General features: G+C 72.5%; 21 protein-coding genes. 8 read left to right on the top strand and 13 right to left on the bottom strand.

Translation table 11 applies throughout. The features are described 5' to 3' along the window. Nucleotides 1-149: 149 nt before the first annotated feature. From ACIBVL_RS15080 to ACIBVL_RS15070, 3 genes are all read right to left on the bottom strand, one after another. Nucleotides 150-1,271 carry a HoxN/HupN/NixA family nickel/cobalt transporter gene (locus tag ACIBVL_RS15080; RefSeq protein ID WP_399097577.1) on the bottom strand — a complete coding sequence of 374 codons (1,122 nt, stop codon included), beginning with the start codon at nucleotides 1,269-1,271 and terminating at the stop codon, nucleotides 150-152. A 141-nt stretch (nucleotides 1,272-1,412) separates the two neighbouring features. Continuing rightward, nucleotides 1,413-1,868 carry a (2Fe-2S)-binding protein gene (locus ACIBVL_RS15075; RefSeq protein ID WP_399097576.1) on the bottom strand — a complete coding sequence of 152 codons (456 nt, stop codon included), beginning with the start codon at nucleotides 1,866-1,868 and terminating at the stop codon, nucleotides 1,413-1,415. Between the two features lie 22 nt (nucleotides 1,869-1,890). Continuing rightward, the gene (locus ACIBVL_RS15070; protein WP_399097923.1) at nucleotides 1,891-3,963 is read right to left on the bottom strand and encodes a molybdopterin cofactor-binding domain-containing protein; all 2,073 of its coding nucleotides are present in this window, start codon (nucleotides 3,961-3,963) and stop codon (nucleotides 1,891-1,893) included. Between the two features lie 249 nt (nucleotides 3,964-4,212). On the opposite strand from ACIBVL_RS15070, the gene ACIBVL_RS15065 reads away from it, so the two are divergent. From ACIBVL_RS15065 to ACIBVL_RS15055, 3 genes are all read left to right on the top strand, one after another. After that, nucleotides 4,213-5,724, top strand: coding sequence for a family 43 glycosylhydrolase (locus ACIBVL_RS15065; RefSeq protein ID WP_399097922.1), 1,512 nt, complete (start codon nucleotides 4,213-4,215; stop codon nucleotides 5,722-5,724). Between the two features lie 41 nt (nucleotides 5,725-5,765). Further along, nucleotides 5,766-7,214, top strand: a complete 1,449-nt coding sequence (locus ACIBVL_RS15060; protein ID WP_399097574.1) for a family 43 glycosylhydrolase — start codon at nucleotides 5,766-5,768, stop codon at nucleotides 7,212-7,214. Between the two features lie 97 nt (nucleotides 7,215-7,311). Beyond that, on the top strand, nucleotides 7,312-8,082 hold the full coding sequence (locus ACIBVL_RS15055; protein WP_399097921.1) for a polysaccharide deacetylase family protein: 771 nt from the start codon (nucleotides 7,312-7,314) through the stop codon (nucleotides 8,080-8,082). A 1-nt stretch (nucleotide 8,083) separates the two neighbouring features. Here ACIBVL_RS15055 and ACIBVL_RS15050 read toward each other — a convergent pair whose 3' ends face one another. After that, nucleotides 8,084-9,301: a cytochrome P450 gene (locus ACIBVL_RS15050; RefSeq protein ID WP_399097572.1), complete on the bottom strand. Its 1,218-nt coding sequence runs from the start codon at nucleotides 9,299-9,301 to the stop codon at nucleotides 8,084-8,086. A gap of 150 nt (nucleotides 9,302-9,451) precedes the next feature. On the opposite strand from ACIBVL_RS15050, the gene ACIBVL_RS15045 reads away from it, so the two are divergent. After that, nucleotides 9,452-9,892 (top strand): SRPBCC family protein, encoded by a 441-nt coding sequence (locus tag ACIBVL_RS15045; protein ID WP_399097570.1) that lies wholly within the window; start codon nucleotides 9,452-9,454, stop codon nucleotides 9,890-9,892. A 17-nt stretch (nucleotides 9,893-9,909) separates the two neighbouring features. Here the strand turns inward: ACIBVL_RS15045 and ACIBVL_RS15040 are convergent, their stop codons facing one another. The 4 genes from ACIBVL_RS15040 to ACIBVL_RS15025 form a co-directional block, all read right to left on the bottom strand. Next, a complete protein-coding gene (locus ACIBVL_RS15040) occupies nucleotides 9,910-11,109 on the bottom strand; it encodes an XdhC family protein (RefSeq protein ID WP_399097568.1) in 1,200 nt (399 codons plus the stop codon). Nucleotides 11,110-11,295: 186 nt separating this feature from the next. After that, nucleotides 11,296-13,680, bottom strand: a complete 2,385-nt coding sequence (locus ACIBVL_RS15035) for a xanthine dehydrogenase family protein molybdopterin-binding subunit (RefSeq protein WP_399097566.1) — start codon at nucleotides 13,678-13,680, stop codon at nucleotides 11,296-11,298. Nucleotides 13,681-13,683: 3 nt separating this feature from the next. Next, a complete protein-coding gene (locus tag ACIBVL_RS15030; RefSeq protein ID WP_399097564.1) occupies nucleotides 13,684-14,253 on the bottom strand; it encodes a (2Fe-2S)-binding protein in 570 nt (189 codons plus the stop codon). Continuing rightward, entirely contained in the window at nucleotides 14,253-15,143 is an 891-nt protein-coding gene (locus ACIBVL_RS15025; protein WP_399097562.1) for an FAD binding domain-containing protein, read from the bottom strand. The genes ACIBVL_RS15030 and ACIBVL_RS15025 overlap by 1 nt, the downstream gene beginning before the upstream one ends. Nucleotides 15,144-15,437: 294 nt before the next feature. On the opposite strand from ACIBVL_RS15025, the gene ACIBVL_RS15020 reads away from it, so the two are divergent. Together ACIBVL_RS15020 and ACIBVL_RS15015 are read left to right on the top strand one after the other, a co-directional pair. Then, nucleotides 15,438-17,111, top strand: coding sequence for a PucR family transcriptional regulator (locus tag ACIBVL_RS15020; RefSeq protein WP_399097560.1), 1,674 nt, complete (start codon nucleotides 15,438-15,440; stop codon nucleotides 17,109-17,111). 223 nt (nucleotides 17,112-17,334) lie between these two features. Then, a complete protein-coding gene (locus tag ACIBVL_RS15015) occupies nucleotides 17,335-18,108 on the top strand; it encodes a hypothetical protein (RefSeq protein ID WP_399097558.1) in 774 nt (257 codons plus the stop codon). Nucleotide 18,109: 1 nt separating this feature from the next. Here the strand turns inward: ACIBVL_RS15015 and ACIBVL_RS15010 are convergent, their stop codons facing one another. Together ACIBVL_RS15010 and ACIBVL_RS15005 are read right to left on the bottom strand one after the other, a co-directional pair. Continuing rightward, a complete protein-coding gene (locus ACIBVL_RS15010; RefSeq protein ID WP_399097556.1) occupies nucleotides 18,110-18,943 on the bottom strand; it encodes a hypothetical protein in 834 nt (277 codons plus the stop codon). Nucleotides 18,944-18,986: 43 nt separating this feature from the next. Beyond that, on the bottom strand, nucleotides 18,987-19,796 hold the full coding sequence (locus ACIBVL_RS15005; protein WP_399097554.1) for a GntR family transcriptional regulator: 810 nt from the start codon (nucleotides 19,794-19,796) through the stop codon (nucleotides 18,987-18,989). 171 nt (nucleotides 19,797-19,967) lie between these two features. On the opposite strand from ACIBVL_RS15005, the gene ACIBVL_RS15000 reads away from it, so the two are divergent. Then, nucleotides 19,968-20,816, top strand: coding sequence for a (2Fe-2S)-binding protein (locus tag ACIBVL_RS15000; RefSeq protein WP_399097552.1), 849 nt, complete (start codon nucleotides 19,968-19,970; stop codon nucleotides 20,814-20,816). A 316-nt stretch (nucleotides 20,817-21,132) separates the two neighbouring features. Then, on the top strand, nucleotides 21,133-22,194 hold the full coding sequence (locus ACIBVL_RS14995; RefSeq protein WP_399097550.1) for a DUF2637 domain-containing protein: 1,062 nt from the start codon (nucleotides 21,133-21,135) through the stop codon (nucleotides 22,192-22,194). Nucleotides 22,195-22,269: 75 nt separating this feature from the next. Here ACIBVL_RS14995 and ACIBVL_RS14990 read toward each other — a convergent pair whose 3' ends face one another. The 3 genes from ACIBVL_RS14990 to ACIBVL_RS14980 form a co-directional block, all read right to left on the bottom strand. Then, nucleotides 22,270-22,749 (bottom strand): ATP-binding protein, encoded by a 480-nt coding sequence (locus tag ACIBVL_RS14990; RefSeq protein ID WP_399097920.1) that lies wholly within the window; start codon nucleotides 22,747-22,749, stop codon nucleotides 22,270-22,272. Nucleotides 22,750-23,029: 280 nt separating this feature from the next. Then, nucleotides 23,030-23,182 carry a hypothetical protein gene (locus ACIBVL_RS14985; RefSeq protein ID WP_399097548.1) on the bottom strand — a complete coding sequence of 51 codons (153 nt, stop codon included), beginning with the start codon at nucleotides 23,180-23,182 and terminating at the stop codon, nucleotides 23,030-23,032. Nucleotides 23,183-23,361: 179 nt separating this feature from the next. Further along, entirely contained in the window at nucleotides 23,362-24,951 is a 1,590-nt protein-coding gene (locus ACIBVL_RS14980) for a protein phosphatase 2C domain-containing protein (RefSeq protein WP_399097546.1), read from the bottom strand. Nucleotides 24,952-25,002: the final 51 nt, after the last annotated feature.

Below are 25,002 nucleotides of genomic sequence, written 5' to 3'. Positions count from 1 at the left end.
GGCTCCGCATCGCCGGGGACGCCCTCATGCCGCCCGATGCCGCCATGCGGCGCGAGGATCTCTTCCCCTGTCCCCGCATGAACACCACCGCCCGCGTCCGCCACCTGGCCGATCCTGCTTCCTCCTTACGAGTCGGGCAGGAGCGCCGTTCAGTTCCCGAGGGGCAGGCGTTTCCGCGTGCCCTGCTCGGCGGGGGTGGGGGCGGCCGGGTCCGCCGTCCACTTCTCCTCGATGCGGCCGGCCTTCCACACCAGCAGGGCCAGCGCCCAGGTGGCGACGAACAGGCCGACGACGACGTAACCGACGAGGTTCAGGTCGAGGCCGGCGACCCGGTCCCAGAAGGGGCCGTGCAGGTGTGCCTCCTCGGCGACCAGGCCGAGGAGTTCGACGGTGCCGATGACGAGGGCGACGGCGACGGACAGGCCGGTGACGGTGAGGTTGTAGTACACCTTGCGGACCGGTTCGGAGAACGCCCAGCCGTAGGCGAAGTTCATGAACGAGCCGTCGATGGTGTCGAGGAGGGACATGCCGGCGGCGAAGAGGACGGGCAGGCAGAGGATCGCGTACCAGGGCAGCCCGGAGGCGGTGCCCGAGCCGGCCAGGGCCAGGAGCGCGATCTCGGTCGCGGTGTCGAAGCCGAGGCCGAAGAGCAGGCCCAGCGGGTACATCTGCCACGGCTTGCTGATCGACCTCGTCAGGCGGCCGAGGAGCCGGTTCATGAACCCGCGCTTGTCCAGTCGCTCTTCGAGCGCGGCCTCGTCGAAGTGGCCGGAGCGCATCTGCCGGAAGACCTTCCAGATCCCGGCCATGATCACGGCGTTGATGACGGCGATGAGGTAGAGGAAGGTCCCCGAGACCGTCGTACCGATCCAGCCGGTGACTGCGTGGAGGGAGGAGCCGTCGTCCGCGACCGGTCCGGCCAGCGCCTTCACTCCGAGGGAGAGGAGGAGGGCCAGGGCGAACACGACCGACGAGTGCCCGAGGGAGAACCAGAAGCCCACCGACAGCGGGCGCGGGCCCTCGCGCATCAGCTTGCGGGTGGTGTTGTCGATGGCGGCGATGTGGTCGGCGTCGAAGGCGTGGCGCATGCCCAGGGTGTAGGCGGTGACGCCGATACCGACGCCGAAGGTCCCGCTCCCCGGGCTGTGGTGCTGGGGGGCGACGATCGCGACGAGGGTGACCCAGCCGATGACGTGCAGCGCCAGGACGAACGCGGCCATCCCGCCGAGGCTCCCCCATTCCCTGCGGGTCATCGAGGCGCGGATGCTCATGAGGGGCGGGCCTTACGTGTGGGCGGGGCGAGCGGCCGTGATCAGCCGCTCCCTCCAGTTTCTGCATATCACTTGCAGGTACAAGAAGGCAGCGGTAAAGCCCGCGCCAGGTTTTGGTCAGGACCGGGGACGCCGAACCGGTCAGCCGTTCCCCGATGCCTTCTTGATCGCTTCGCGGATGCGGGAGTACGTGCCGCAGCGGCACACGTTCTCGATGCGGTCGATGTCGTCGTCGGTCGGCCGGGCGGTCCGCTCGAGCAGGGCCGCCGCGGCCATGATCTGGCCGGGCTGGCAGAAGCCGCACTGCGCCACGTCGCAGTCCAGCCAGGCCTGCTGGACGGGGTGCAGCCGGTCTCCGTCGGCCAGGCCCTCGATGGTGGTGACCTCGCGGTCCGCGCAGTCCGCGACCGGTACGACACAGGGCTGGATCTCCCCGCCGTCGAGGTGGCTCGTACACGCGCGGCAGACGCCCACCCCGCAGCCGTACTTGGGCCCGGTGACGTTCAGCAGATCCCGCAGCACCCACAGCAGTGGCATGTCGGCGGGCGCCTCGACGGTGACCGGCTTTCCGTTGAGGACGAAGGAGTAGGAGGGCATCGGCACCTTCCGGGACGTCGGGTCAGAAGTCGAGGGGGAAGCGGCGGGGTTTGGTGCCGGTCGCGCGGGCGTAGGCGTTGGCGACGGCGCCGGCCGCGGCCGGGACGCCGAGTTCGCCCGCGCCACCCGGTTCCGCTCGCGAGGGCATGATGTGCGCCTCGAAGCGCAGGGGGGCGTTGCGCTGGCGGGCGTAGCGGAAGTCGGCGTAGCTGCTCTCGCGGACGGCGCCCCGGTCGATGTGCAGACCGGCAGTGAGGATGGTGGAGATGCCGTCGACGGTGGTGCCCATGAGCTGGGCCTCCAGGCCGCGCGGGTTGACGGCGGTGCCGACGTCGGCGGCCATCACCACCCTGGTCACCCGCGGGTTCTTCGGATCCGTGGCGTCGATCTCGGCCAGACAGGCCACGCAGGAGCCGTACTCCTCGTGGACGGCGACGCCCTGGGCGTGTCCGGCCGGCAGGGCGCGACCCCAGTGCCCGGCGGCCGCCGCCTTGTCGAGTACGGCCCTGACGGCCTTGCTCCGCAGCGTCGTACGCCGGAACGCGACCGGGTCCCTGCCCAGGCTCGCGGCCACCTCGTCGACGAGGATCTCCTCGGCCGTCCGCATCGTCCCGGAGTCCACCGACCGCCAGGCACCGAGCGGTATCGCCAGCTCGACCGAGCCGTAGTCGCCGGAGAGACGGCCGAAGTTGTAGAGACCGCTGTCGCTGGGCAGCGGCCCGGCCGCCGAAGCGAAGGACGCCCGGTTCACGGCGCCCTCCCCCTCGTACGCCTCGCTCACCGAGGCCATCGAGTGGGCGAAGGCGACGACCCGGCCGCGGGCGTGGCTGGCCCGGATGCGGTGGTGGCTGGCCGGGCGCATCCTGCCGTGCCGGATGTCGTCGGCGCGGCTCCACATCAGCTTGACCGGCCGGCCCGCCGCCTTGGAGATGAGAGCGGCCTCCAGGGCGGCGTCGGAGTCGAGCCGCCGGCCGAACGAGCCGCCGCCGCGCAGGACATGGACCTTCACCTTCGACGCGGGCAGCCCGACCGCCGAGGCGATGCTGTCGCGCGCGTCCATCGGTGTCTGGGAGGAGAACCAGATCTCGGCGCGGGTGGCCCGGACGTCCGCCACCGCGGTCAGCACCTCCATCGGTGCGTGGCTGACAAACGCGAACTCGAACTCGCCCTCCACCTGCGTCGATCCGCTCGGCGGGGTGCCGAGACGGGGTACGGCGGCCCGCAGGCGCCGGCGGATCGCGGCGTCGGACAGCGCCACGAGCGGGCCCGGCGCCCAGGTGATCTTCAGGGCGTCCCTGGCCTTGAAGGCGTGGTGGAACGATTCCGCCACCACGGCGACCCCGCCCGCGATGCTCACCACGGCATGCACGCCCGGCATCGCCCGCGCCTCCCGGTCGTCGAGGGACACCACCTTCCCGCCGAGCGTCGGCGGCCGGGCAACCACGGTCGGCCGCGCCCCGGCCACCGCCAGGTCCCCGGCGTACTGCGCCTTGCCGGTGACGATGTCCCGGGCGTCGATGCGGGTCGTCGGCCGTCCGATCACCCGGTGCCGGGAGGCCGGCTTGGGCTTGGCGGACACGGCGGTGCGGCGCATCGCGGCGGCGTACGAGGACAGGAAGCCGTAGGTGGCGGAGCGTCCGTCCGGCGCGAACACCTTCGTGTCCTTGGTGTGCAGGGAGCGCGCGGGCAGGTGCCAGAGCCGGGCCGCCGCGGTGATGAGTCTGGCGCGCGCGGTGGCGGCCAGCGTGCGGGCCGGTCCGTACAGCGAGCGGACCGAGCTGGAACCGCCGGTGTACTGGTTGCCCTTGGTGCGGGCGTCGGCGAGGGGGATGTCGACGTCGGCGAGCCGGGCGTCCAGTTCCTCGGCGATCATCATGGCGACGGCGGTGGTGACGCCCTGGCCGACCTCGACCCGCGGCAGCCGTACGACGATCCTGTTGGCCTTGGTGACCTCGAGGACCAGCATCTCCTCGTCGGTGCCGGTGACCAGGACGTCGGAGGACCGGCGGGCGGGTTCGGCGCCCTGCGCGGGCGAGGAGTCGCAGCCGAGGGGGGCCGCGACGGTCAGGGTGGACGCCGCGAGCGTGTAGACCATGAACCTGCGGCGGGACAGCTGACGGGCCATCAGGCACTCCTGTTCAGGTTCCGTGGGGTTCGACTCCTAGGAGGGGCCGAACCCCCGCGAGGTTGCCTGCGGAGAGCGAGACGCTCGGCGAGCGCGCCGACCGCCCATCGCCCGGGCCTGTCCAAAGCATTGACGGGGACATGTAGGCCCCCTATCTTCTGGCCGAAGTTACGAACTACGTTCGAAATTACGGACAAGGGACGGTCCTGTATGCCTCGGATGTTCCGTCGGCGCCCCGGTGTGACCGCGACGCGCCGCCGCAGACCCCTGCTCGTCTGCGTACTGGCCCTCCTCGTGGCCCTGGTCGCGGCGACGCAACCGGTGTCCGCGGCGGACGGCCGCCCGTACACCAACCCGTTGAAGTCGGCCAAGGGCGCGGACCCCTGGCTGGAGTACTACGACGGCAACTACTACCTGATCACCACGACGTTCACCGGTGTGCTCGCCATGCGCAAGTCGCCGACCCTGGCGGGCCTGGCCACCGCGCCCAGCGTGCAGGTGTGGTCGGACACCACCCCGACCCGCAACAACAACATCTGGGCGCCGGAGATCCACCAGTTCAACGGGCACTGGTACCTGTACTACTCGGCCGCCCCGAGCGGTGTCGCCTGCTGCGACTCCCAGCGCACCCATGTCCTGGAGAGCGCCGGCACCGACCCCCTGGGCCCGTACACCTACAAGGGCTCGCTCACCGGATCCAACCTCGACCCGGGCGGCTGGCTGATCGACGCGAGCGTGCTGCAGGCGAACGGCAAGCTGTATCTCGTCGGCAGCGGCTCCGTGAGCGGCAGCAAGCAGAGCCTCGTCATCGCGCCGATGAGCAACCCGTACACGCTGGCGAGCAGCACCTTCACGGTCATCTCCAGTCCCACCCTGAGCTGGGAGACCTCGGGAGCACCGGTCAACGAGGGGCCCGAGCCGCTGTACCACGGCGGCCGCACGTTCCTCACCTTCTCCGCGAGCTACTGCCAGACCGCCGACTACAAACTCGGTCTGCTCGAACTGACCGGCTCCGACCCGCTCAGCCCGTCCTCCTGGACGAAGAAGCAGACGCCCGTCTTCCAGCGCAGTGACGCCAACGGCGTCTACGGCCCCGGCCACAACGGCTTCTTCACCTCACCGGACGGCACGGAGAACTGGATCGTCTACCACGCCAACTCCTCCTCCAGCGGCGGCTGCGGCAACGGCAGGACGACCCGGGCCCAGAAGTTCACCTGGAACGCCGACGGCACCCCGAACTTCGGTACCCCGGTCGCCCTCGGTACGACGCTCCCCGGCCCGTCCGGCGAGACGGCGGCGACTCCGACGTCGTACACGCTGGTCAACCGCAACAGCGGCAAGTGCCTCGACGTGAACGGCGGTTCCACCGCCAACGGCACGAACATCCTCCAGTGGACCTGCAACGGCGGGGCCAACCAGAAGTGGAAGGTGGAGGACCTCGGCGACGACACCAGCCGGCTGGTGAATGTGGCCACCGGCGGAGTCATGGACACCGCCGACTGCTCCACCGCCGACGGCGCCGATCTGCGCCAGTGGTCGTGGCTGAACAACACGTGCCAGCGTTTCCGACTCGTCTTCACCGCCTCCGGCGACTACGTCCGGGTCGTGAACGAGAACAGCGGCAAGGTCGCCGACGTCGCGGACTGCGGAACCGTGAACGGCACCGACGTACGGCAGTGGACCTGGCTGAACAACACCTGCCAGCAGTGGCGGCTCGTCCCCACCACCTGATCCCCGAGTTCCCGCAGCACCCCCTTCTTTGGAGAACCTCCTTGAGACGCAACGCCGTACGGCTGCTGCTGGCCGTCCTCGTCGCCCTCGCGGCCGCCCTCACCGGCCCCGGCGCGCCCGCCCAGGCCGCCGTGCCGGACTCCCCCGCCGTGACGTACACCAACCCGGTCGCCGAGAAGCGTGCCGACCCGCACATCTTCAAACACACCGACGGCTACTACTACTTCACCGCCACCGTTCCCGAGTACGACCGGATCGTGCTGCGCCGGGCGACGACCATTCAGGGCCTGTCGACGGCCCAGGAGGTCACCATCTGGACCAAGCACTCGAGCGGGGTCATGGGCGCGCACATCTGGGCGCCGGAGATCCACTTCATCGACGGCAAGTGGTACGTGTACTTCGCGGCCGGGTCGACGTCCGACGTGTGGGCGATCCGGATGTACGTCCTCGAAGGCACCGGGGCCAACCCGCTGACCGCGACCTGGACCGAGAAGGGCCAGATCAAGACCACCTGGGAGAGCTTCTCGCTGGACTCCACCACCTTCGTCGTGAACGGTGTCCGCTATCTCGCCTGGGCGCAGCGCAACCCGTCCGAGGACAACAACACCAGCCTGTTCATCGCGAAGATGGCCAACCCCTGGACGATCACCGGGACTCCGGCGGAGATCTCGCAGCCGACGCTGTCCTGGGAGACCGTGGGCTACAAGGTGAACGAGGGGCCGGCGGTGATCCAGCACGGCGGCAAGGTGTTCATGACGTACTCGGCGAGCGCGACCGACGCCAACTACTGCCTGGGGATGCTGACCGCGTCGGCGACCGCCGACCTGACCGCCCCGGCCTCCTGGACCAAGGGTGCGCAGCCGGTCTTCAAGTCGAGTGACGCGACCTCGCAGTACGGGCCGGGCCACAACTCGTTCACCGTCTCCGAGGACGGCAAGTCCGACATCCTCGTGTACCACGACCGCAGCTACAAGGACATCACCGGCGACCCCCTGAACGACCCGAACCGCCGGACCCGGGTGCAGAAGGTGTACTGGAAGGCGGACGGCACGCCGGACTTCGGCATCCCGGTGGCCGACGGGGTCACCCCGCAGCGCTTCTCCTCCTACAACTTCGCCGACCGGTTCATCCGCCACTGGGACTACCGCGCCAGGATCGAGGCGAACGTCAGCCCGCTCGCGGACTCGCAGTTCCGGGTGGTGACGGGTCTCGCGGGGACCGGCACCGTCTCCCTGGAGTCGGCCAACTTCCCCGGCTACTACCTGAGGCACAAGAACTTCGAGGTGTGGCTGGAGAAGAACGACGGCACCTCGGCGTTCGCCTCCGACGCCAGCTTCCGCCAGCGGGCCGGGCTCGCCGACTCGGCGGGGATCTCGTACGAGTCGTACAACTACGCGGGCCGTTACATCCGGCACTACAACTACCTGCTGTACGTGCAGACCCCGAGCACGGCGACGGACAGGGGGGACGCGACCTTCTACGCCCAGTGAGGGCGCCGTCGCCCCGGTCCCAGGCATGACGCCGAGACTATGCATCGAGTGTATACGCTCTATGTATAGTCTCGGCATGCGTTCTACGACCAGGAAGATGAAGAACACGGGGGCCTGGTTGCGTCCCGCCGCGACAATCGCGGCGGCCGCCTCACTGGCGGTGGCTCTGACCGGCTGCGGCGGTCCCGGCACCACCGCTCCGAGCGCCGCCCGCGCCCATCCGGCGGCCACCGTCCAGGCCGCCGCGCGCTTCGGCACCGTCGACTGCCGTGAGGTGAAGTGCATCGCGCTCACCTTCGACGCGGGCCCCAGCGAGAACTCCGCACGACTGCTGGACATCCTGAAGGAGAAGCAGGTCCCGGCGACCTTCTTCCTGCTGGGGAAACGGCACATCGAGAAGTACCCGGAGCTCGTCAGACGCATGGCCGACGAGGGGCACGAGGTCGCCAGCCACACCTGGGACCACAAGATCCTCACGCGGATCGAGCCGGACGAGATACGCGAGGAACTCCGGCGCCCCAACGAGGAGATAGAGCGCCTCACCGGCCACCGCCCCACCCTGATGCGACCGCCGCAGGGCCGTACGAACGACACCGTCCACGAGATCTCCCGCGAGCTGGGCCTCGCGGAGGTGCTGTGGACGGTGACCGCCAAGGACTACACGACGACCGACTCCGCGCTCATCCGCAAGCGCGTCCTGGCCCAGGCGAGCCGGGACGGCATCATCCTGCTGCACGACATCTACGACGGGACCGTACCGGCCGTCCCCGGGATCATCGACGCGCTGAAGGAACGCGGGTACGTGTTCGTGACGGTGCCGCAACTGCTGGCGCCGGGTGAGGCGGAGCCGGGGAAGGTGTACCGCTGACTCACCAGGACAGGTGCAGCCGGGCCGGGGAGCGGTGGATCATCGTGGGCCGCATGACGACGGGGTGGCCGGCGTCCAGCCGCAGGCCCGGCAGGCGGCGCGTCAGCTCGGTGAGCGTCAGCCGCAGTTGCTCACGGGCCAGCTGGGCGCCCGGGCAGGCGTGCGGGCCGTGTCCGAAGGCGAGGTGGCGGCCGGGCGCGCGGGTGATGTCGAACTCGTCCGGCCGCTCATGCCGTGCCCCGTCCCGGCCCGCGCCGCCGAAGGCGACGAACAGGGAGGTCCCGGCGGGCAGTTCGGTTCCGGCGAGGGTGAGCGGCCGGGTGGTGACCCGGCGGAAGCCCTGCAGCGCGGTGTCGTGACGGGCGGCCTCCTCCACGGCCGCCGGTATCCTCTCCGGCTCGGCGCACAGCAACTCCCACTGGCGAGGATGCCGCAGCAGGTGCAGGACGGTGGTGCCGATCAGCGCGGTGGTCGTCAAGTGTCCGGCGATCAGCAGGTTCTGCAGGTGGGAGACGGCCTCGTGCCGTTGCTCCAGGGTGAGTTCGCCGGGCACGGTGGCCACCGAGGCGACGATCTCCGAGCACAGGTCCTCGCGCGGCTCGGCGGCCCGCTCCCGGGCACAGCGGTCGAGGATGTGCTGCGCGGCCACGGCGTCCTCGGCGGCGGCGACCTGCTCCTCCTCCGTCAGGGGCCGGAACAGCAGCTCCTCCGCGCGGTGTCCGCCGTGCACGACGGCCGGCACATCGGCCGGGTCGAGCCCCACGATCCGGCCGATGACCTCGCCGGGCAGCCGTCGCGCGTACGCCGCCATCAGCTCCACCCGCCCGTCCCCGGCGAACTCCTCGACGAGGGCCGCGGCGCGCTCGGCGGCGTACGGGAGGACGGCCGCGACTCGGGCCGGTGACAGGCCGCGCACGAGGGGCAGGCGCAGCCGCTGGTGCGTCTCGCCGTCGGTGCCGACGACCACCGGCCGCCCGCCGAAGCCCGAGCCGAGCACCGCGAGTGCGGCGGGTGAGGGCATCACATCGGGTCTGAGCGCCCCCTCCGACGAGAAGTCCTCGGGTCTGCGCAGCACTTCGCGCACGTCGGTGTCGCGGGCGACGAGCCAGGCGTCCAGCTCGGGTACGTGGAGCAGGCCCTCGGCGGCGTGCGCCCGGGCGTAGAGCGGATACGGGTCGCGCTGTAGGTCGTCGAGACTGCCGAGCCCTGCGGTGTCCACGTGAGGTCCTCCCGGCCGGTGATGCTACGGGGTCGGCCTCATGGTGCCGTACGGGCGTACGACCCGACAGAGGGAGGTGAGGGCTGGGCCAACCGTGTGACCCACGGCGGAACCTGTCTACGGGGCGCCAGGACTCCCTACGATCATCGCGTGGTCAACTTCCAGCTCGAACGCACGGCCCCGCTCTCCCTCGACGAGGCGTGGCGCCGGCTCACCGAGTGGCGGCGGCACGGCGAGGTGGTCCCGCTGACCCGCGTCACCGTCGTCACTCCCCCGCCGACCCGCGAGGGCACGGTGTTCGTCGCCCGCTCGGGCCTCGGCCCGTTCTCCTTCGACGACCGGATGGAGGTCACCCTGTGGCATCCGCCCCTCGGCGACGAGCCGGCCCTGTGCCGGCTGGAGAAACGCGGCCGGATCGTCCGGGGCTGGGCCGAGATCGAGGTGTGGCCCGGCCCCGGCGGCCGGGCGCGGGTGGTGTGGCGCGAGGAGTTGCGGGTCCGCTTCCTCCCGTCGCTGTTCGACCCGCTCCTGCGCACCACGGCCCGCTCGGTGTTCGGGCGCGCGGTCAACCGGCTGCTGAGGACGCGGTGACGGAGACGGACGGGGATTCAGGCCACCGACCCGATCCGCCCCGCGGCCGGTGTCACGTCGTGGTGGATCGGGGTGTGCGCGCCGGTCAGGGAGACCCCGCTGCCGCCGCGCCGTCCGGCGACGATCTCGGCGGCGATCGACAGGGCCGTCTCCTCGGGCGTACGGGCGCCGAGGTCGAGACCGATGGGTGAGTGCAGGCGCGCCAGCTCCCACTCGGTCACGCCGACTTCGCGGAGCCGCTCGTTGCGGTCCAGGTGGGTCCGGCGGGAGCCCATCGCGCCGACGTAGGCGACGGGCAGGCGCAGCGCCAGCCGGAGCAGGGGGACGTCGAACTTGGCGTCGTGCGTGAGGACGCACAGGACGGTCCTCGCGTCCACCTCCGTGCGCTCCAGATACCGGTGCGGCCAGTCGACGACGATCTCGTCGGCCTCCGGGAAGCGGGCCTTCGTCGCGAAGACGGGGCGTGCGTCGCACACCGTCACGTGGAATCCGAGGAACTTGCCGACCCGCACCAGCGCCGAGGCGAAGTCGATCGCACCGAACACGATCATCCGGGGTGCGGGGACCGAGGACTCCACGAGGACGGTCAGCGGGGCCCCGCAGCGGGAGCCCTCTTCGCCGATCTCCAGGGTGCCCGTGCGGCCGGCGTCGAGGAAGGCGCCGGCCTCGGCGGCCACCGTGCGGTCCAGTTCGGGATGGGCGCCGAAGCCACCCTCGTACGACCCGCCGTAGGAGCCGTCGTGGCGCCGTCCGTCGGGGCGTTTTTCGGCACGCCCGTCGGGACGGACGAGCAGTGCGCGGCCGACGAGGTCCGCCGGGCCCGTCACGACACGGGCCAGCGCCGAGGCCTCGCCGCTCGCGGCGGCCTTCAGCCCCGCCGCGATCACCGGGCGGACCGGGTCCCCGGCCCGCACCGGTGTGACGAGGACGTCGATGATCCCGCCGCAGGTCAGACCGACGGCGAAGGCCTCGTCGTCGCTGTAGCCGAAGCGTTCGAGGACCGGTTCTCCGTCGGCCAGCGCCTGTTGGCACAGGTCGTACACCGCGCCCTCCACACAGCCGCCGGAGACCGAGCCGATCGCCGTGCCGTCGGCGTCCACCGCGAGGGCGGCGCCCGGCCGGCGGGGCGCGCTGCCGCCGACGGCCACCACGGTGGCGACGGCGAAGTCACGGCCCTGCTCGACCCACCGGTCGAGCTCCACGGCGATGTCCAGCATGTCTCGGTCTCCTCAGCGGTGGCGGTTGGCGGGCACTCGCACGTGCGGCGGGTGGACGCCCAGCAGGCTCTCAAGGGGATGGACGGCGAAAGGGACCGGGAAGATGCCTGCCGGACCGACATCGCGCGGGGAACCGGCCTCCCGGGACCGGATCACGCCCGGGTGGGGTCACTCCCTCGGGGTATGTCAGGCGGTGCCCGTCAGGTGTTCCGGGCGTACCGGCGTCCTGTCGAGTTCCAGTCCGGTCGCGTTCCGGATGGCCGCCAGGACCGCCGGGGTGGACGACAGGGTGGGGGCCTCGCCGACACCACGCAGCCCGTAGGGGGCCTGGTGGTCGGCGAGTTCGAGCACGTCGACGGGGATGGTCGGCGTGTCGAGGATGGTGGGGATGAGGTAGTCCGTGAAGGAGGGGTTCCTCACCTTCGCCGTCTTCGGGTCGACGATGATCTCCTCCATCACCGCCACGCCCAGGCCCTGGGTCGTGCCGCCCTGGATCTGGCCGAGCACGGACAGCGGGTTGAGCGCCTTGCCGACGTCCTGGGCGCAGGCCAGCTCGACGACCTTGACCAGACCCAGCTCGGTGTCGACCTCGACGACGGCGCGATGGGCGGCGAAGGAGTACTGCACGTGGCCGTTGCCCTGGCCGGTGCGCAGGTCGAAGGGCTCGGTCGGCCGGTGCCGCCACTCCGCCTCGACCTCCACGGCCTCCTCGCCGAGGACGTCCACCAGGTCGGCGAGGACCTCGCCGCCGTCGGTGACGACCTTGCCGCCCTCCAGCAGCAGCTCGGCCGTCGCCCAGGCAGGGTGATACGCGCCGAACGCGCGGCGGCCGATCTCCAGGACCTTCTCGCGGACCAGCTCGCAGGCGTTCTTCACGGCGCCACCGGTGACGTACGTCTGCCGCGACGCCGAGGTCGAACCGGCCGAGCCCACCTCCGTGTTGGCCGGGTGGATCGTCACCTGGCCGACGCCCAGCTCGGTGCGGACGATCTGGGCGTGGACGGTGACACCGCCCTGGCCGACCTCCGCCATCGCCGTGTGCACGGTGGCGACCGGCTCACCGGCGAGAACCTCGACACGGACACGGGCGGTCGAGTAGTCGTCGAAGCCCTCGGAGAAGCCGACGTTCTTGATGCCGACCGCGTAGCCGATGCCGCGTACGACGCCTTCGCCGTGGGTGGTGTTGGACAGACCGCCGGGCAGCTGCCGTACGTCGGCGCCCTCGCTGCTCTCCCACTGGCGCTCCGGCGGCAGCGGCATCGCCTTGACGCGGCGCAGGAGTTCGGCGACGGGAGCGGGCGAGTCCACCGGCTGGCCCGTCGGCATGACCGTGCCCTGTTCCATGGCGTTGAGCTGCCGGAACTCCACCGGGTCCAGGCCGAGTTCCTTGGCGACCTTGTCCATCTGCGCCTCGTAGGCGAAGCACGCCTGGACGGCGCCGAAGCCGCGCATCGCGCCGCAGGGCGGGTTGTTGGTGTAGAGGGCGACGGCCTCGATGTCGACGTCGTCGACGGCGTAGGGGCCGACGCCGAGCGAGGAGGCGTTGCCGACGACCGCCGGGGAGGACGAGGCGTACGCGCCGCCGTCCAGGACGATCCGGCACTTCACATGGGTCAGCTTGCCGTCGCGGGTCGCGCCGTGCTCGTAGGACAGCTTGGCGGGATGGCGGTGGACGTGCCCGAAGAAGGACTCAAAGCGGTTGTAAACGATTTTGACGGGCTTTCCGGTGCGCAGCGCGAGCAGGCACGCGTGAATCTGCATCGACAGGTCCTCGCGGCCGCCGAAGGCGCCGCCGACGCCCGCCAGGGTCATCCGGACCCTGTCCTCGGGCAGGCCGAGGACGGGCGCGATCTGGCGCAGGTCGGCGTGCAGCCACTGGGTGGCGATGTAGAGGTGGACGCCGCCGTCCTCCTCGGGCACGGCGAGACCGGACTCGGGACCGAGGAACGCCTGGTCCTGCATGCCGAAGGTGTACTCGCCCCTGACGATCACGTCGGCCCGCGCGGCGGCCGCCGTGACGTCTCCGCGGACGATCGGCTGGCGGTGGACGATGTTCGGGTGCGGGACGTGGCCGACGTGGTGGTCGGTGCGGTCGTCGTGGACGAGGATCGCGTCGGGGGCGGTCGCGGAGGCCTCGTCGGTGATGACGGGCAGCTCGCGGTACTCGACCTTGATCTTCGCGGCGGCGCGGCGGGCGGTCTCGGGGTGGTCGGCGGCGACGATCGCGACCGGCTCGCCGTGGTGGCGTACCTTGCCGTGGGCCAGGACGGGTGTGTCCTGGATCTCCAGGCCATAACTGCGCACATCGGTCGGCAGGTCGTCGTAGGTCATGACGGCGTACACGCCGGGGGTCGCGAGGGCCTCGGACGTGTCGATGGAGACGATCTCGGCGTGGGCGACCGTGGAGCGCAGGATCTGGCCCCAGAGCATGTCCTCGTGCCACAGGTCGGAGGAGTAGGCGAACTCGCCGGTGACCTTGAGGGTGCCGTCCGGACGGAGGGTCGACTCGCCGATGCCGCCCCTGGTCTGCGAGCCCTGGGTGATTTTGGTGGGAACGCCGTTGGTGGGCATGGATCAGACCGCCTCTGACTGCCGGGCGGCCGCGAGGCGGACCGCGTCCATGATCTTCTCGTAGCCGGTGCAGCGGCACAGGTTGCCGGAGAGGGCCTCGCGGATGTCCGCGTCGGTCGGGTTCGGGTGGTGCTCGAGCATCTCGTCGGCGGCGACCAGCAGACCGGGGGTGCAGAAACCGCACTGGACGGCGCCGGCGTCGATGAACGCCTGCTGGACCGGGGAGAGTTCGGTGCCCTCGCCGGTCCGGGAGTCGGCGCCCTTGGCCTGCCATCCCCTGGCCTCGTCGAGCGAGGTGCCGCAGGAGTCACCGCGGGACCGCTGCCTGGCGTACTGCGCGAGCCCCTCCACGGTGACGACCTCCCGGCCCTCCACCTGACCGGCCGCGACCAGGCACGAACACACCGGCACACCGTCCAGGCGGACCGTGCACGAGCCGCACTCGCCCTGCTCGCAGGCGTTCTTCGAACCGGGCAGTCCGAGGCGCTCGCGCAGCACGTACAGCAGGGACTCGCCCTCCCACACGTCGTCGGCTTCCTGCGGACGTCCGTTGACAGTGAAGTGGACGCGCATCACGCAGCTCCCTCGGTGTGGCGGCGGGCGCCTCGGTACGACTCCCAGGTCCAGGTCAGCGTGCGGCGGGCCATCACGCCGACCGCGTGGCGGCGGTAGCTCGCGGTGCCCCGGACGTCGTCGATCGGGTTGCAGGCCGCGGCGCACAGGTCCGCGAACCGCTTGGCGACCGACGGGGTGATGATCTTTCCGTTGTCCCAGAAGCCGCCCTCTTCGAGCGCCGAGTTGAGGAAGTCCTCGGCGGTCTTCGCCCGGACGGGGGTCGGCGCGGCGGATCCGATGCCGGTGCGGACCGTGCGGGTCTCGGGATGCAGGGCGAGACCGAAGGCGCAGACGGCGATGACCATGGCGTTGCGCGTGCCCACCTTGGAGTACTGCTGCGGTCCGTCGGCCTTCTTGACGTGGACCGCGCGGATCAGCTCGTCCGGGGCGAGCGCGTTGCGCTTCACGCCGGTGTAGAAGTCGTCGATCGGGATGAGCCGCGATCCGCGTACGGAGGCCACCTCGACCTCGGCGCCGGCCGCGAGGAGGGCGGGGTGGGCGTCGCCGGCCGGGGAGGCGGTGCCGAGGTTGCCGCCGACGCCGCCGCGGTTGCGGATCTGCGGGGAGGCCACGGTGTGCGAGGCGAGGGCCAGGCCCGGGAGCTCGGACCGCAGACTCTCCATGATCTTCGTGTAGGGCACGGAGGCGCCGAGCCGCACGCTGTCCTCGCCGGCCTCCCACTCGTAGAGGTCACCGACGCGGTTGAGGTCGAGGAGGTACTCGGGCCGCCGGTGGTCGAAGTTGATCTCGACCATCACATCGGTGCCGCCCGCGATCGGCACGGCGGTGGGGTGCTCGGCCTTCGCGGCGAGCGCCTCCTCCCAGCTGGCGGGGCGAAGGAAGTCCATGATCGGCTCTCTTCTTCGTCTCGGGTCCGGAATGAGCCAGATCGGTGCGGCGGGCCCGGCTCGTTCATGTGGTGTTCACGCTGAACACAGCCAGTACACCGCTCTGTGCTCCGACCGTGTCAGTCACGGAAACCATGAAGGAGTTGGCTGGCCAGCGCGGGCATCTTGTAGATTCGTATGAACGGAGGCCATCGGCAACCTCCTCGTTTTCCCACGGAAACATCCTCGGGCCCCCGCCCCACCGGCCCTGTAGACATCATCGTAGTTTTCGAGACACAGAACGGCGGCGACGAGATGCGGCTGCGCGCACTGCTGGACACCGATGCGCTGGGGCTGCGGCTGCTCGGCGGCGAGGACGAACTCGACCGCACGGTGCGCGGTGTGATGACCACCGACCTGCGGGACCCCAGCCGCTACCTGTCCGGCGGTGAGCTGGTGCTGACGGGCCTGGCCTGGCGCCGGGGCGCCGCCGACTCCGAACCGTTCGTACGGATCCTGGTGCAGGCCGGGGTGGCCGCGCTGGCGGCCGGCGAGGCCGAGCTGGGGGACGTCCCGGACGATCTGGTGGTGGCCTGCGCCCGGCACCGGCTGCCGCTGTTCGCGGTGCACGAGTCGGTGGCGTTCGCGACGATCACCGAGCACGTCGTACGGCAGGTCAGCGGCGAGCGCGCCGGGGACCTCGCGGCCGTGGTCGACCGGCACCGGCGGATGATGACCTCGGGTCCGGCGGGCGGCGGCCCGGACGTGGTCCTGGACCTGCTCGGCTCCGACCTGGACCTGCGGGCCTGGGTCCTGTCCCCCGCCGGGCGGCTGATCGCGGGCCCGAAGGCGGCGGGTCCGGCCCTGCCGGCCGACGTGTGCGCGCGGCTGGCGGGGGAGCATCTCGCAGCCGTCCGCACCGGCCGGCGCGGCCCGTACCGGGTGCTCGTCGGCGGTACGGCCTACTCGCTGTTCCCGATCCGCAGCACCGGGCGTGCCCCGCAGGTCGGCCGGGACGTCCGCGAGAGCGTGCTGTCGGACTGGCTGCTGGCCGTGGAGGCGGACGCCGGGGACTGGGCGGAGGAGCGGCTGGACCTGCTCGAGGGCGTCGCCCAGCTGATCGCCGTCGAGCGGGACCGGCGGGACGCGGCGCGCACGGTGCGCAGGCGGCTGGCGCAGGAGGTACTGGAGCTGGTGCAGGCGGGCGCGGCCCCGGCGGAGATCGCGGCGCGGCTGCGGGTGGCGGCGCCGGTGCTGCTGCCGGGGCTGGGGGCCGCCCCGCACTGGCAGGTGGTGGTGGCGCGGGTCGAGTGGGACAGCGGGGTCCCGGAGGCCGGTCCGGTCGCCCAGTCGCTGCTGGAGGAGATCCTGGTCGACCCGCTGGCGACCGGTCCCGAGCCGTCCGACCGGATCGCCGTCGCCCACACCGGCGACGAGGCCGTCGCCCTGGTCCCGCTGCCGGCGGTGGCCGGGGAGCACGACGGCTCCGAGGCGGGCGTCCTCGCCGACGCGCTGCTGGCGGCCGTACGGGAACCGCTGTCGGCCGGTCTCGACGGGGACGGGCGGCTCACGCTCGGGGTGAGCGCGGCGGTGCACTCGGCCGAGGGGCTGCGCGGGGCGCTGGAGGAGGCCCGGCACGCACGGCGGGTGGCGGCGGCCCGGTCCGGGCGGGTCTGCGCGGCGGGCCACCACGAGCTGGCCTCGCACGTCCTGCTGCTTCCGTTCGTGCCGGACGACGTGCGCAGGGCCTTCACGGCCCGCCTGCTGGACCCGCTGCGCGACTACGACCGCCGGCACCGCGCCGAGCTGATCCCCACCCTGGAGGCCTTCCTGGACTGCGACGGCTCCTGGACGCGCTGCGCCTCCCGGCTCCACCTGCACGTCAACACGCTGCGCTACCGGGTGGGCCGGATCGAGCAGTTGACGAGCCGTGATCTGTCGCGCCTGGAGGACAAGCTGGACTTCTTCCTGGCGCTGCGGATGAGCTGAGAGGAGGGGCGGGAGTGCCGCACGCCGTTCCCGCCTGCGTGGTGTCCGACGCCTTCTCCGCCTTCCCGGGCAAGCCGGTTCGTGCCGTCAAGGGGCTTGCGGACCGACTCGCGCGAGCCCGACGCAAGTGAAAACTTTCACACACCCTCTTGGCCCGGCCCTGCGATTCGTGCTGAGATGCGGCCACCACTCAAAGCTCGACGGCGTGCTCGGGGAGGGCAACGTGGCGTACACCGCCATGTCTGGTACCGGAACGACCGCAGGCGACGATCCCCTCCAGACCGCGGTGTGGCGGTTGCGGTCGCGGGCCTGCTGGGCCGACGCCGCGGCGCTGCTGCCGGCCGACACCGCGCAGGGCGCGCTCCAGCGGGCCGCGCTGCTCGTGGAGCGGTGTCTGTACACCGAGCAGGGCTGGCAGGACGCCGAGGACGCGCTGCGCACGGCGGAGGCACTGGCGCACAGCGACGAGGAGCGGGGCGCGGCCGCCTGCGAACGGGGGTATCTCGCGTACGCCGCCACGGTGCACGCGGTGCGCGACCGGGTCGACGAGGCGCGGGCCGCGCTCGGCCGGGCGGCGGCGCTGATCCCGCCGGACACGGCGGGCCGGGGACTGCTGGACTTCCGGCGCGGGCTGCTCGCGGAGAACATCGCCCGCTCCCCGCAGGCCGCGCGGGCCGCGTACCGGCGCGCCCACACGGCCGCCGCGGCCCACTCCGACTCGCTGCTGCTGTCGTTCACCTGGCGCCATCTGGCGGGGCTGGCCCTGCGGGACGGGGAGGTGGCGGAGGCACGGCACGGCTTCGCCGAATCGCTGCGGATCCGGGAGGAGTTGGGGTACCTGGTGGGCACCGCTCCGGCGCTGGCCTCCCTCGCGGACGCCGAGGTCGAGCCGGAGGCCTCCCGGCTGCGGGAGGAGGCGCGGCGGCTGTTCCGGCTGCTGGGCGGCGTCCCGACCTGGCTGGCCCGGCAGTTGGCGCCGCCGGCGGCCACGGCGTAGGTCAACTCCCGTCCGGCATCACGACCTTGTCGTAGGCGCGGTTGGGTTCCACGAGCACGGCGTCGGCCGGCACCGGTGCGGGGATCTCGCCGGGGCAGCCCTCGGGCGGGTGACCCGGCCGGCCCGTGACCTTGTAGAAGCAGCACACCAGCCGGTACTCGCCCGGCCCCCAGGTCCCGCCGCCGTGGGGAACCATCTGCTTACCGCAGACCGGGCACGGCACCTTGGGCCGTACCCGCATCCGGGGTTCGGTGAAGACGTGCGGCAGGCGGCGGTCGACGACGGCCCGGCGAGGCAGCGTGAGCCCGTAGTGGTCGCCCACGATCCGGTAGACGTCCGCCATGGTCGCGCCGGACCCGTCGGCGCGGTGGACGGCGGTGCGGGCCTCGACGAATCCGAGCTCGACGACCAGGCGCCGGGTGAGGGGGTGGTCCAGGGTCTCGGTGCGGTGCTCCACGAACATCCAGTCGCTCCTGCCGTCGACGTTGGCCCGGATCATCGGCGGGTCCATGGTGCTGTCCCAGATGTTGACGACGGTGTGCGTCGACCAGAGGTCCCGGCCCGGCCCGAGCCGGTCGGGGCGGTCGGTGGCCTCGGGCGACTCGACGGCGAACGCCCAGCCGTCGCCGGTGCCGCCCACCATGGCGAGGTCCGGCAGGTCCCACTCTCCGGGGGACAGCCTCAGCATCTCCGCAGCGGTGTCCGCGTCCATGAGGGTCCCCGGCTGCGCGCCGAGGCGTACCGCGAGTTCCTCGGGGGCGATCCCCTCGACCAGGGTGAGGGAGAACCCGAACTCGCGCAGCCCTCGGTCGATCCAAGCGATTCCGTCCGTCATGACCGGCACGTTAGCGGGCGGGAGTGACAACCGGCGGTGCCGCTCAGGCCGCGCCCGCGAAGTGCTCCCGCATCAGCGCCTGTACGGCGTCCAGCTCGCCAGCCGTCAGGGCCTCCAGCAGCGCCATGTGCTCGGCCGCGTCGGCGACGAGGTCGACGCGTGCCGGGGCGGCCGGCCCCCCGACCAGCGGCCACTGGGCCCGCCGGTGCAGATCCTCGGCGACGCCGACCAGTTGCTCGTTGCCGGACAGGGCGAGCAGCGCCCGGTGGAACACGCGGTCCGCCTCGGCGTACGTCGCCCGGCAGCCGGTGTGCGCCGCCCGTACCGTCGCCTCCGCCTGCGGCCGCAGCTCCGCCCACCGCTCGGCCGGCACCGTACGGGCCAGTCTCAGCATCACCGGCACCTCGATCAGCGCCCGCACCTCGGCCAGCTCGGCCAGTTCGCGCGCGCCCCGCACGATCACCCGGAAGCCCCGGTTGGGCACGACCTCGACGGCGCCCTCCAGCGCGAGCTGCTGCATCGCCTCGCGCACGGGAGTGGCCGAGACCCCGAAGCGCTCGCCGAGGACCGGCGCCGAGTACACCTCGCCCGGCCGCAGTTCCCCGGAGACCAGCGCGGTGCGCAGCGCGTCGAGGATCTGGCCCCGTACGGATGCCCGCTGGACGACGGGACGGGGGTGGGGAATCGGCGTCTCGCTGTGCGTGTGCTCCCCGCGCGCGGCGCCCTCGGGCCCGCACCGGTCCCGGTCGAGTTCCTCGGGGGAGAGCGCCCGCTGCTGGGCCGGCACGCGCAGCCGACCGGGGTCCTCCTGCGGAATCCCCGTACCGGCGGAGCCCTGCGTGCCCTGCTTCACGGGTCCTCCTGGCGGATGTATCGGTACTTGGGGAGATTACGGCGGCTTGTTACTCGCCCGTCAAGCACCTTAGGCGTACTGGCCCCCAGTTCAAATTGCGGCGACAATCGGTAAGGTAAGCCTTACCTTCAATCGCAGCCCTTGCGTCCCTCCCGAAACGGTGGTCCCGGCATGCCCTCAGCCCCGTCGGTCACGGCGAAGGCCTATACCCGTCTCACCGAGGCCTTCCCGGGCCTGACCGTCACGGAGCTGGGTCCCGACGCGCCGGCGCCCCGGGGTGGCGGCTGGGTCGCCGCGGCGGACCTCGCCGCGGGCGGGGCGGCCCTGGACGCGTTCCTCGCCTGGGACGACGCCCAGGTCGTACGGGATTACGGGCAGAAGGCCCGCCCGGACGTCATAGCGAGCTTCGGACTGCACCGGTACGCCTGGCCGGCCTGCCTGCTGATCACCGTGCCCTGGTTCCTGCACCGCCGGGTGCCGCGCTTCCCCGTGACGCACGTCTCGTACGACCGCACCGGCGACGGCATGCGGATGGCCGTACGTCCGCCGGAGTCGTTCGCCTGTCTGCCCGGCGACCCGGCGGCGGCGCTGCCCGGCGCCCGGGTGGTCCCGGACGAGGAGGCACTGCGGGCCGAGGTGCGGGCGGCGGTGGCCGAGCACCACGAGCCGGTGCTCGCCGGGTTCGGGCCGCGGGCCCGGCGGCGCGGGCGCGCCCTGTGGGGGATGGTGACGGACGAGATCGTGGAGGGACTCTGGTACGTGGCCCATCTGTTCGGGGACGGCGAGCAGGAACGGGCGCGGCGCGAACTGGAGCTGCTGCTGCCGGGCGCGACCGAGCCGTACGTCGGCTCGGCGGCCTTCCGGGAACTGACCGGACCCGACGGCCAGGCGCTGCCCACCCGGGACCGGGCGAGCTGCTGCATGTTCTACACCGTCCGCCCCGAGGACACCTGTGCGACCTGCCCGCGCACCTGCGACGCGGACCGGGTCGGCAAGCTCACCGCGACCGCCGCGAGTTGAGCCCCCCTCAGGCACCCCCCCCCGGGTGACGGGCGCCCGTAGGGGTGACGTAAGCTCACCCGGACGAGACTGCCCTGCGGTTACAACCGGTTCACAAAATCCTCACTCGTCTCGGGAACTTTCCGTGGAACCACCCGTACGGGTAGTCTTATTCGAACTCAACTCCCGCCCCTCAAGCGGCAGTTCGAGCAGAACGTCGCCCTGGGCATTCCCTTGCACTTCCTTGGCGGCCTCTTGCCCCGAAACCCCCTGAGGGACGGCGGGATTGGGCCACTATGGCGGGCGTTACGCCCTATCCCAATGCAAGGGACCCCAGATGAGACTGACCGACATATCGCTGAACTGGCTGCTTCCGGGCGCCGTACTGCTCCTGGGCATGCTGGCGGCGGTGGCGGTGCTCGCGCGCAGCAAGCGGTCCGGGGAGCACGCCAAGACCGACGACTCCTGGGAGCGCAGCGAGGAGCGCCGCAGGCGCAAGGAGGCCATATACGGCACCGCCTCCTACGTCCTTCTGTTCTGCTGTGCGGCCGTCGCCGCCGCGCTCTCGTTCCACGGTCTGGTCGGCTTCGGCGAACAGAACCTGGGCCTCTCCGGCGGCTGGGAGTACCTGGTGCCGTTCGGCCTGGACGGCGCGGCGATGTTCTGCTCCGTCCTCGCGGTGCGCGAGGCCTCCCACGGTGACGCGGCGCTCGGCTCCCGGATACTCGTGTGGACGTTCGCCGGCGCCGCCGCCTGGTTCAACTGGGTGCACGCGCCCAGGGGCCTGGGCCACGCGGGCGCCCCGCACTTCTTCGCCGGCATGTCGCTCTCGGCGGCCGTGCTGTTCGACCGGGCCCTGAAGCAGACCCGCCGCGCCGCACTGCGCGAGCAGGGTCTGGTGCCCCGTCCGCTGCCGCAGATCCGTGTGGTGCGCTGGGTGCGGGCCCCCCGTGAGACCTACAAGGCGTGGTCGCTGATGCTCCTGGAGGGCGTGCGCAGCCTGGACGAGGCCGTCGAGGAGGTCCGTGAGGACAAGGCCCGCAAGGAGGAGACCAAGCTGCGTCGCCGCGACCAGCAGCGCGTCGAGCGGGCCCAGCTGAAGGCGATCAGCCGAGGTCACGGCCGCTGGCCCGGCCGGGGTGGCGGTGGCGGCGGCGGCCGCCAGGTGGAGGCCCAGGCGGCCCTCGAGCGGGCGACCGCCGAGCGGGTTTCCGCGGAGCCTGCCATAGCGAACTCGGCGGAGCAGCTGCCCGTCCGCCCGCGGCCCTCCCTGCAGCCGGTTCGCCAGTCCGCCGACTCGTACTCCGTCGACCTCACCGCGGAGGACGACACGATGGCGCTGCCGCGCCTCGACTCCCTCGAGCGCAAGCTCAAGGACCTGGAACAGCAGTTCGGCTGACGGTCGGTCAGCGGCGGCACCTCGGGAAGGGGGCGCGACCTCGATGGTCGCGCCCCCTTCCCGTTCCCTCCGGCTTCAGGCCGCTCCGGCGGCCAGCTCGAACCAGACGACCTTCCCGGCCCCCTGCGCCCGCACTCCCCAGGAGTCCGCGAGGGCCTGCACCAGGACCAGGCCCCGGCCGTGTGTGCCCTCGTCGGCGCTCGGTCCGCACGGCCGGGGGCGGCCCGGAACCGAGTCCCGCACCTCCACCCTGAGGCCGGCCGGTGACACCGTGGCCGTCAGGACCGCGTCGTCGTCGGTGTGCACGAGCGCGTTGGTGACGAGCTCGCTGGTGAGCAGTTCCGCCGTCTCCGAGCGGCCGGGCTTCCCCCAGCCCCGCAACAGCTCGCGCAGCGCCCGGCGGGCCTCGGGCACCGCCCGCAGGTCCGCCCGCCCGAGTCTGCGACTGAGCCGAGTGTCTACGGTGTCGTCCCCCTCCGCGGTCTCCGTGTTCCGCTCCGCCGCCGAGGTGCCCGCGATCGCCGTCGGACCGCTGCCCCGTGCCTGCCTCTTCATGACCCCCGCCCGCGTGCCGATGTCGGTTCCCCTCTGCTCGAACACGTTCACGGGGATCCTTGCCCGGTCGGCACGGGGCCAGTCATGTCGAATCGCCCACGCCCAGGTGTTCGGCCATGTTCGAGGGGGCGCACACGACCTAGGCCGGACCGCGCCCGCGCCGCGCGGCCCGGCCGGTTCACCGGTGGTGAACCCGCTTTCCATACGGAGAAGACGGCGGTACGACCGCGCGGGCGGGCCCCTGAAGGGCGTACGCCCGCGCGGCCCGCGAGCCGTCCCCTCACCGCGTCGCGTCCCCGCCCCCGCCGAAGTTGGCCTGATTCCTTCGCCACCCGGCGTCGCGGAAGTCGGGGATGCGGGTGACGTTGTCGAACGGCTCGCCACTGATGCTGCGCGGGTTGCCTGCCGAGGCCTGGGCCGTCGCGCTCCGCACCCCACGCCTCCCCCACGCCCGCCTCCGGCACCAGCACCTCCCCCGCACCCGGCCCGAGCAGCGCGCCCACCGCCACGGCACCGGCCGGCGGCACCGCCTCGGCCCCGTCCTTCCAGGGCCGCACCGGCACGGTCCGCGTCGACGACCACGGCCGCGCTCCGCGTGCCCGCGCCGTTGCCTCACGCCTCCCAGACCGCCGCCGCCGTACGGTCGTCGGCGTAGCCCTTCACCCTCACCTGGGTGTCGGCGAGGAACGTCGCGAGGCCGGGCGGGGCGGGGTCAGACCAGCGCTTCGTGAGGTAGGCGGAGAGTTCGGGCTCGCCGCGCAGGGGGTCGGCGAGGCCACCCGTGCACATCAGCAGCGTGTCACCCGGCCGGGCCACGGAGGCCCGGAAGCGGAAGGGCTCACGGGGCGGCTCGGGGGCCGGGCCGTAGGGGCTCGGCGGGGTCGGAACACCGAGGTCCATGGTGAGCCGGTCTCCCTCCGGGGTCTCGGCGGGCAGCGCCCCGAACCCGACGACGGGCTCCCCGGCGACCTCGCCCACCCGCGGCTCGATGTCCTGCCACTCCCCCTCCCGCAGCCGGAACAGCCCGCCACCGCCGACGCCGAAGAAGACGCGCGTACGGCACTCGGGGTCGGCGGGCAGCAGCAGGCAGCGCAGGGTGGCCGTGTACTCCTCGGGCTCCAGGCCCTGTTCGGCGGCGCCGGCGCGGAGCCGGCCGAGACTGCGGTCGGTGAGGCGGTGCAGGCCGGACTTCAGGTCGCCGCGCCGGCCGGCCCCGATGTCCTGGACGAGGCGGGCGTGGCTGCGGCCCACGGCCCGCCCGATCCACCGGCACGCCTCGGCGGCCGCCCGGTGCGCTCCCGGCGTCGCCCGGGCGCCGGTCGCCATCGCGACCAGCACCAGCGCCTGCGCGCCCGTGCCGAACCGGGCGAGGAGCAGGGAGTCCCGGCGCGGCTCGCCCCGGTATCGCGCCGAGTCCCCCCGCACGGACACCGCGCGCAGCGCACAGGCCCCGTGCCGGGCCCCGTCCAGCACGGTGTCGGCGACCAGGTCGTCCAGCTCGTCCGGATCGGCGGGCGGGAGCGCGGTGGGCTCGGCGTCGTAGGTGGGCGGTCCGGAGCCGACGTATCCCCTGGGCGCGTCGCGGAGAACCGGGAGGTCGGGGGCGGTGGGGGTGGGGACGGCGGACGCGAGGGGGCCCGCGGTGCCGCTGACGGCGGGGGTGGCGGCCGGCGGGGCCTGGGGCGCCCGGTGGGCGAAGCCGGGGGGCAACGGACCGGGCTGGAAGGTCGTGGGCACGGGGGGTGCGTCGGACGGGGGCTCCCCGGGCGCCGGGGGGCGGTCCGGGGAACCGGGGGCCGGAAGGGGGGCGGACGGGGGAGGCGCAGGGGGCGTCGAGACGTCAGCGGGGCCCGCACCGGCATCGGGAGGAGGGGCGACGGCAGGAGTCGGGCCCGCGTGCCCCTGCCCCGCGTCCGGAGTGCCGCGCGGCGGTGGCACCGTGGCCCGCGGAGCCGACGGCCCCGACACCGGGTCGTCCGCCATCCACCAGTCGGCCCGCTCCTCCGGTACGGACCGTTCCGTGCGTGGCTCGGGAACCGTGTCCGCCGAGTCCGCCGACCGCACCGCCCCCGCCGCCGAGGCGAAGCGGTCGTCGAGGGAGTCGGCGGTGGGCGTGGGACCCGTGTCCGCGGTGGAGTCGTCGTACAGCTGCCCCCACCAGTCGTCCTCGGGACCGGTGGGCCTTCCCCCCTGCTGGCTCATGCCCCCAATTGTCCACCGCACGGCCCGGATGAAAATGGGGCATCCGGAAAA

Source organism: Streptomyces sp. NPDC049687, from assembly GCF_044465285.1.
Taxonomy (GTDB): Bacteria; Actinomycetota; Actinomycetes; order Streptomycetales; family Streptomycetaceae; genus Streptomyces.
Note: the sequence above shows the minus strand (reverse complement) of the source record. Positions and strands in the feature narration are given on the sequence as shown.

What these genes read in the sequence shown, in the direction of transcription:
- ACIBVL_RS15080 (WP_399097577.1), bottom strand. Translation starts at nt 1,271, where the DNA reads ATGAGCATCCGCGCCTCGATGACCCGCAGGGAATGGGGGAGCCTCGGC.
- ACIBVL_RS15075 (WP_399097576.1), bottom strand. Translation starts at nt 1,868, where the DNA reads ATGCCCTCCTACTCCTTCGTCCTCAACGGAAAGCCGGTCACCGTCGAG.
- ACIBVL_RS15070 (WP_399097923.1), bottom strand. Translation starts at nt 3,963, where the DNA reads ATGGTCTACACGCTCGCGGCGTCCACCCTGACCGTCGCGGCCCCCCTC.
- ACIBVL_RS15065 (WP_399097922.1), top strand. Translation starts at nt 4,213, where the DNA reads ATGTTCCGTCGGCGCCCCGGTGTGACCGCGACGCGCCGCCGCAGACCC.
- ACIBVL_RS15055 (WP_399097921.1), top strand. Translation starts at nt 7,312, where the DNA reads ATGAAGAACACGGGGGCCTGGTTGCGTCCCGCCGCGACAATCGCGGCG.
- ACIBVL_RS15040 (WP_399097568.1), bottom strand. Translation starts at nt 11,109, where the DNA reads ATGCTGGACATCGCCGTGGAGCTCGACCGGTGGGTCGAGCAGGGCCGT.
- ACIBVL_RS15035 (WP_399097566.1), bottom strand. Translation starts at nt 13,680, where the DNA reads ATGCCCACCAACGGCGTTCCCACCAAAATCACCCAGGGCTCGCAGACC.
- ACIBVL_RS15030 (WP_399097564.1), bottom strand. Translation starts at nt 14,253, where the DNA reads ATGCGCGTCCACTTCACTGTCAACGGACGTCCGCAGGAAGCCGACGAC.
- ACIBVL_RS15025 (WP_399097562.1), bottom strand. Translation starts at nt 15,143, where the DNA reads ATGGACTTCCTTCGCCCCGCCAGCTGGGAGGAGGCGCTCGCCGCGAAG.
- ACIBVL_RS15020 (WP_399097560.1), top strand. Translation starts at nt 15,438, where the DNA reads ATGCGGCTGCGCGCACTGCTGGACACCGATGCGCTGGGGCTGCGGCTG.
- ACIBVL_RS15010 (WP_399097556.1), bottom strand. Translation starts at nt 18,943, where the DNA reads ATGACGGACGGAATCGCTTGGATCGACCGAGGGCTGCGCGAGTTCGGG.
- ACIBVL_RS15000 (WP_399097552.1), top strand. Translation starts at nt 19,968, where the DNA reads ATGCCCTCAGCCCCGTCGGTCACGGCGAAGGCCTATACCCGTCTCACC.
- ACIBVL_RS14995 (WP_399097550.1), top strand. Translation starts at nt 21,133, where the DNA reads ATGAGACTGACCGACATATCGCTGAACTGGCTGCTTCCGGGCGCCGTA.
- ACIBVL_RS14990 (WP_399097920.1), bottom strand. Translation starts at nt 22,749, where the DNA reads ATGAAGAGGCAGGCACGGGGCAGCGGTCCGACGGCGATCGCGGGCACC.
- ACIBVL_RS14980 (WP_399097546.1), bottom strand. Translation starts at nt 24,951, where the DNA reads ATGAGCCAGCAGGGGGGAAGGCCCACCGGTCCCGAGGACGACTGGTGG.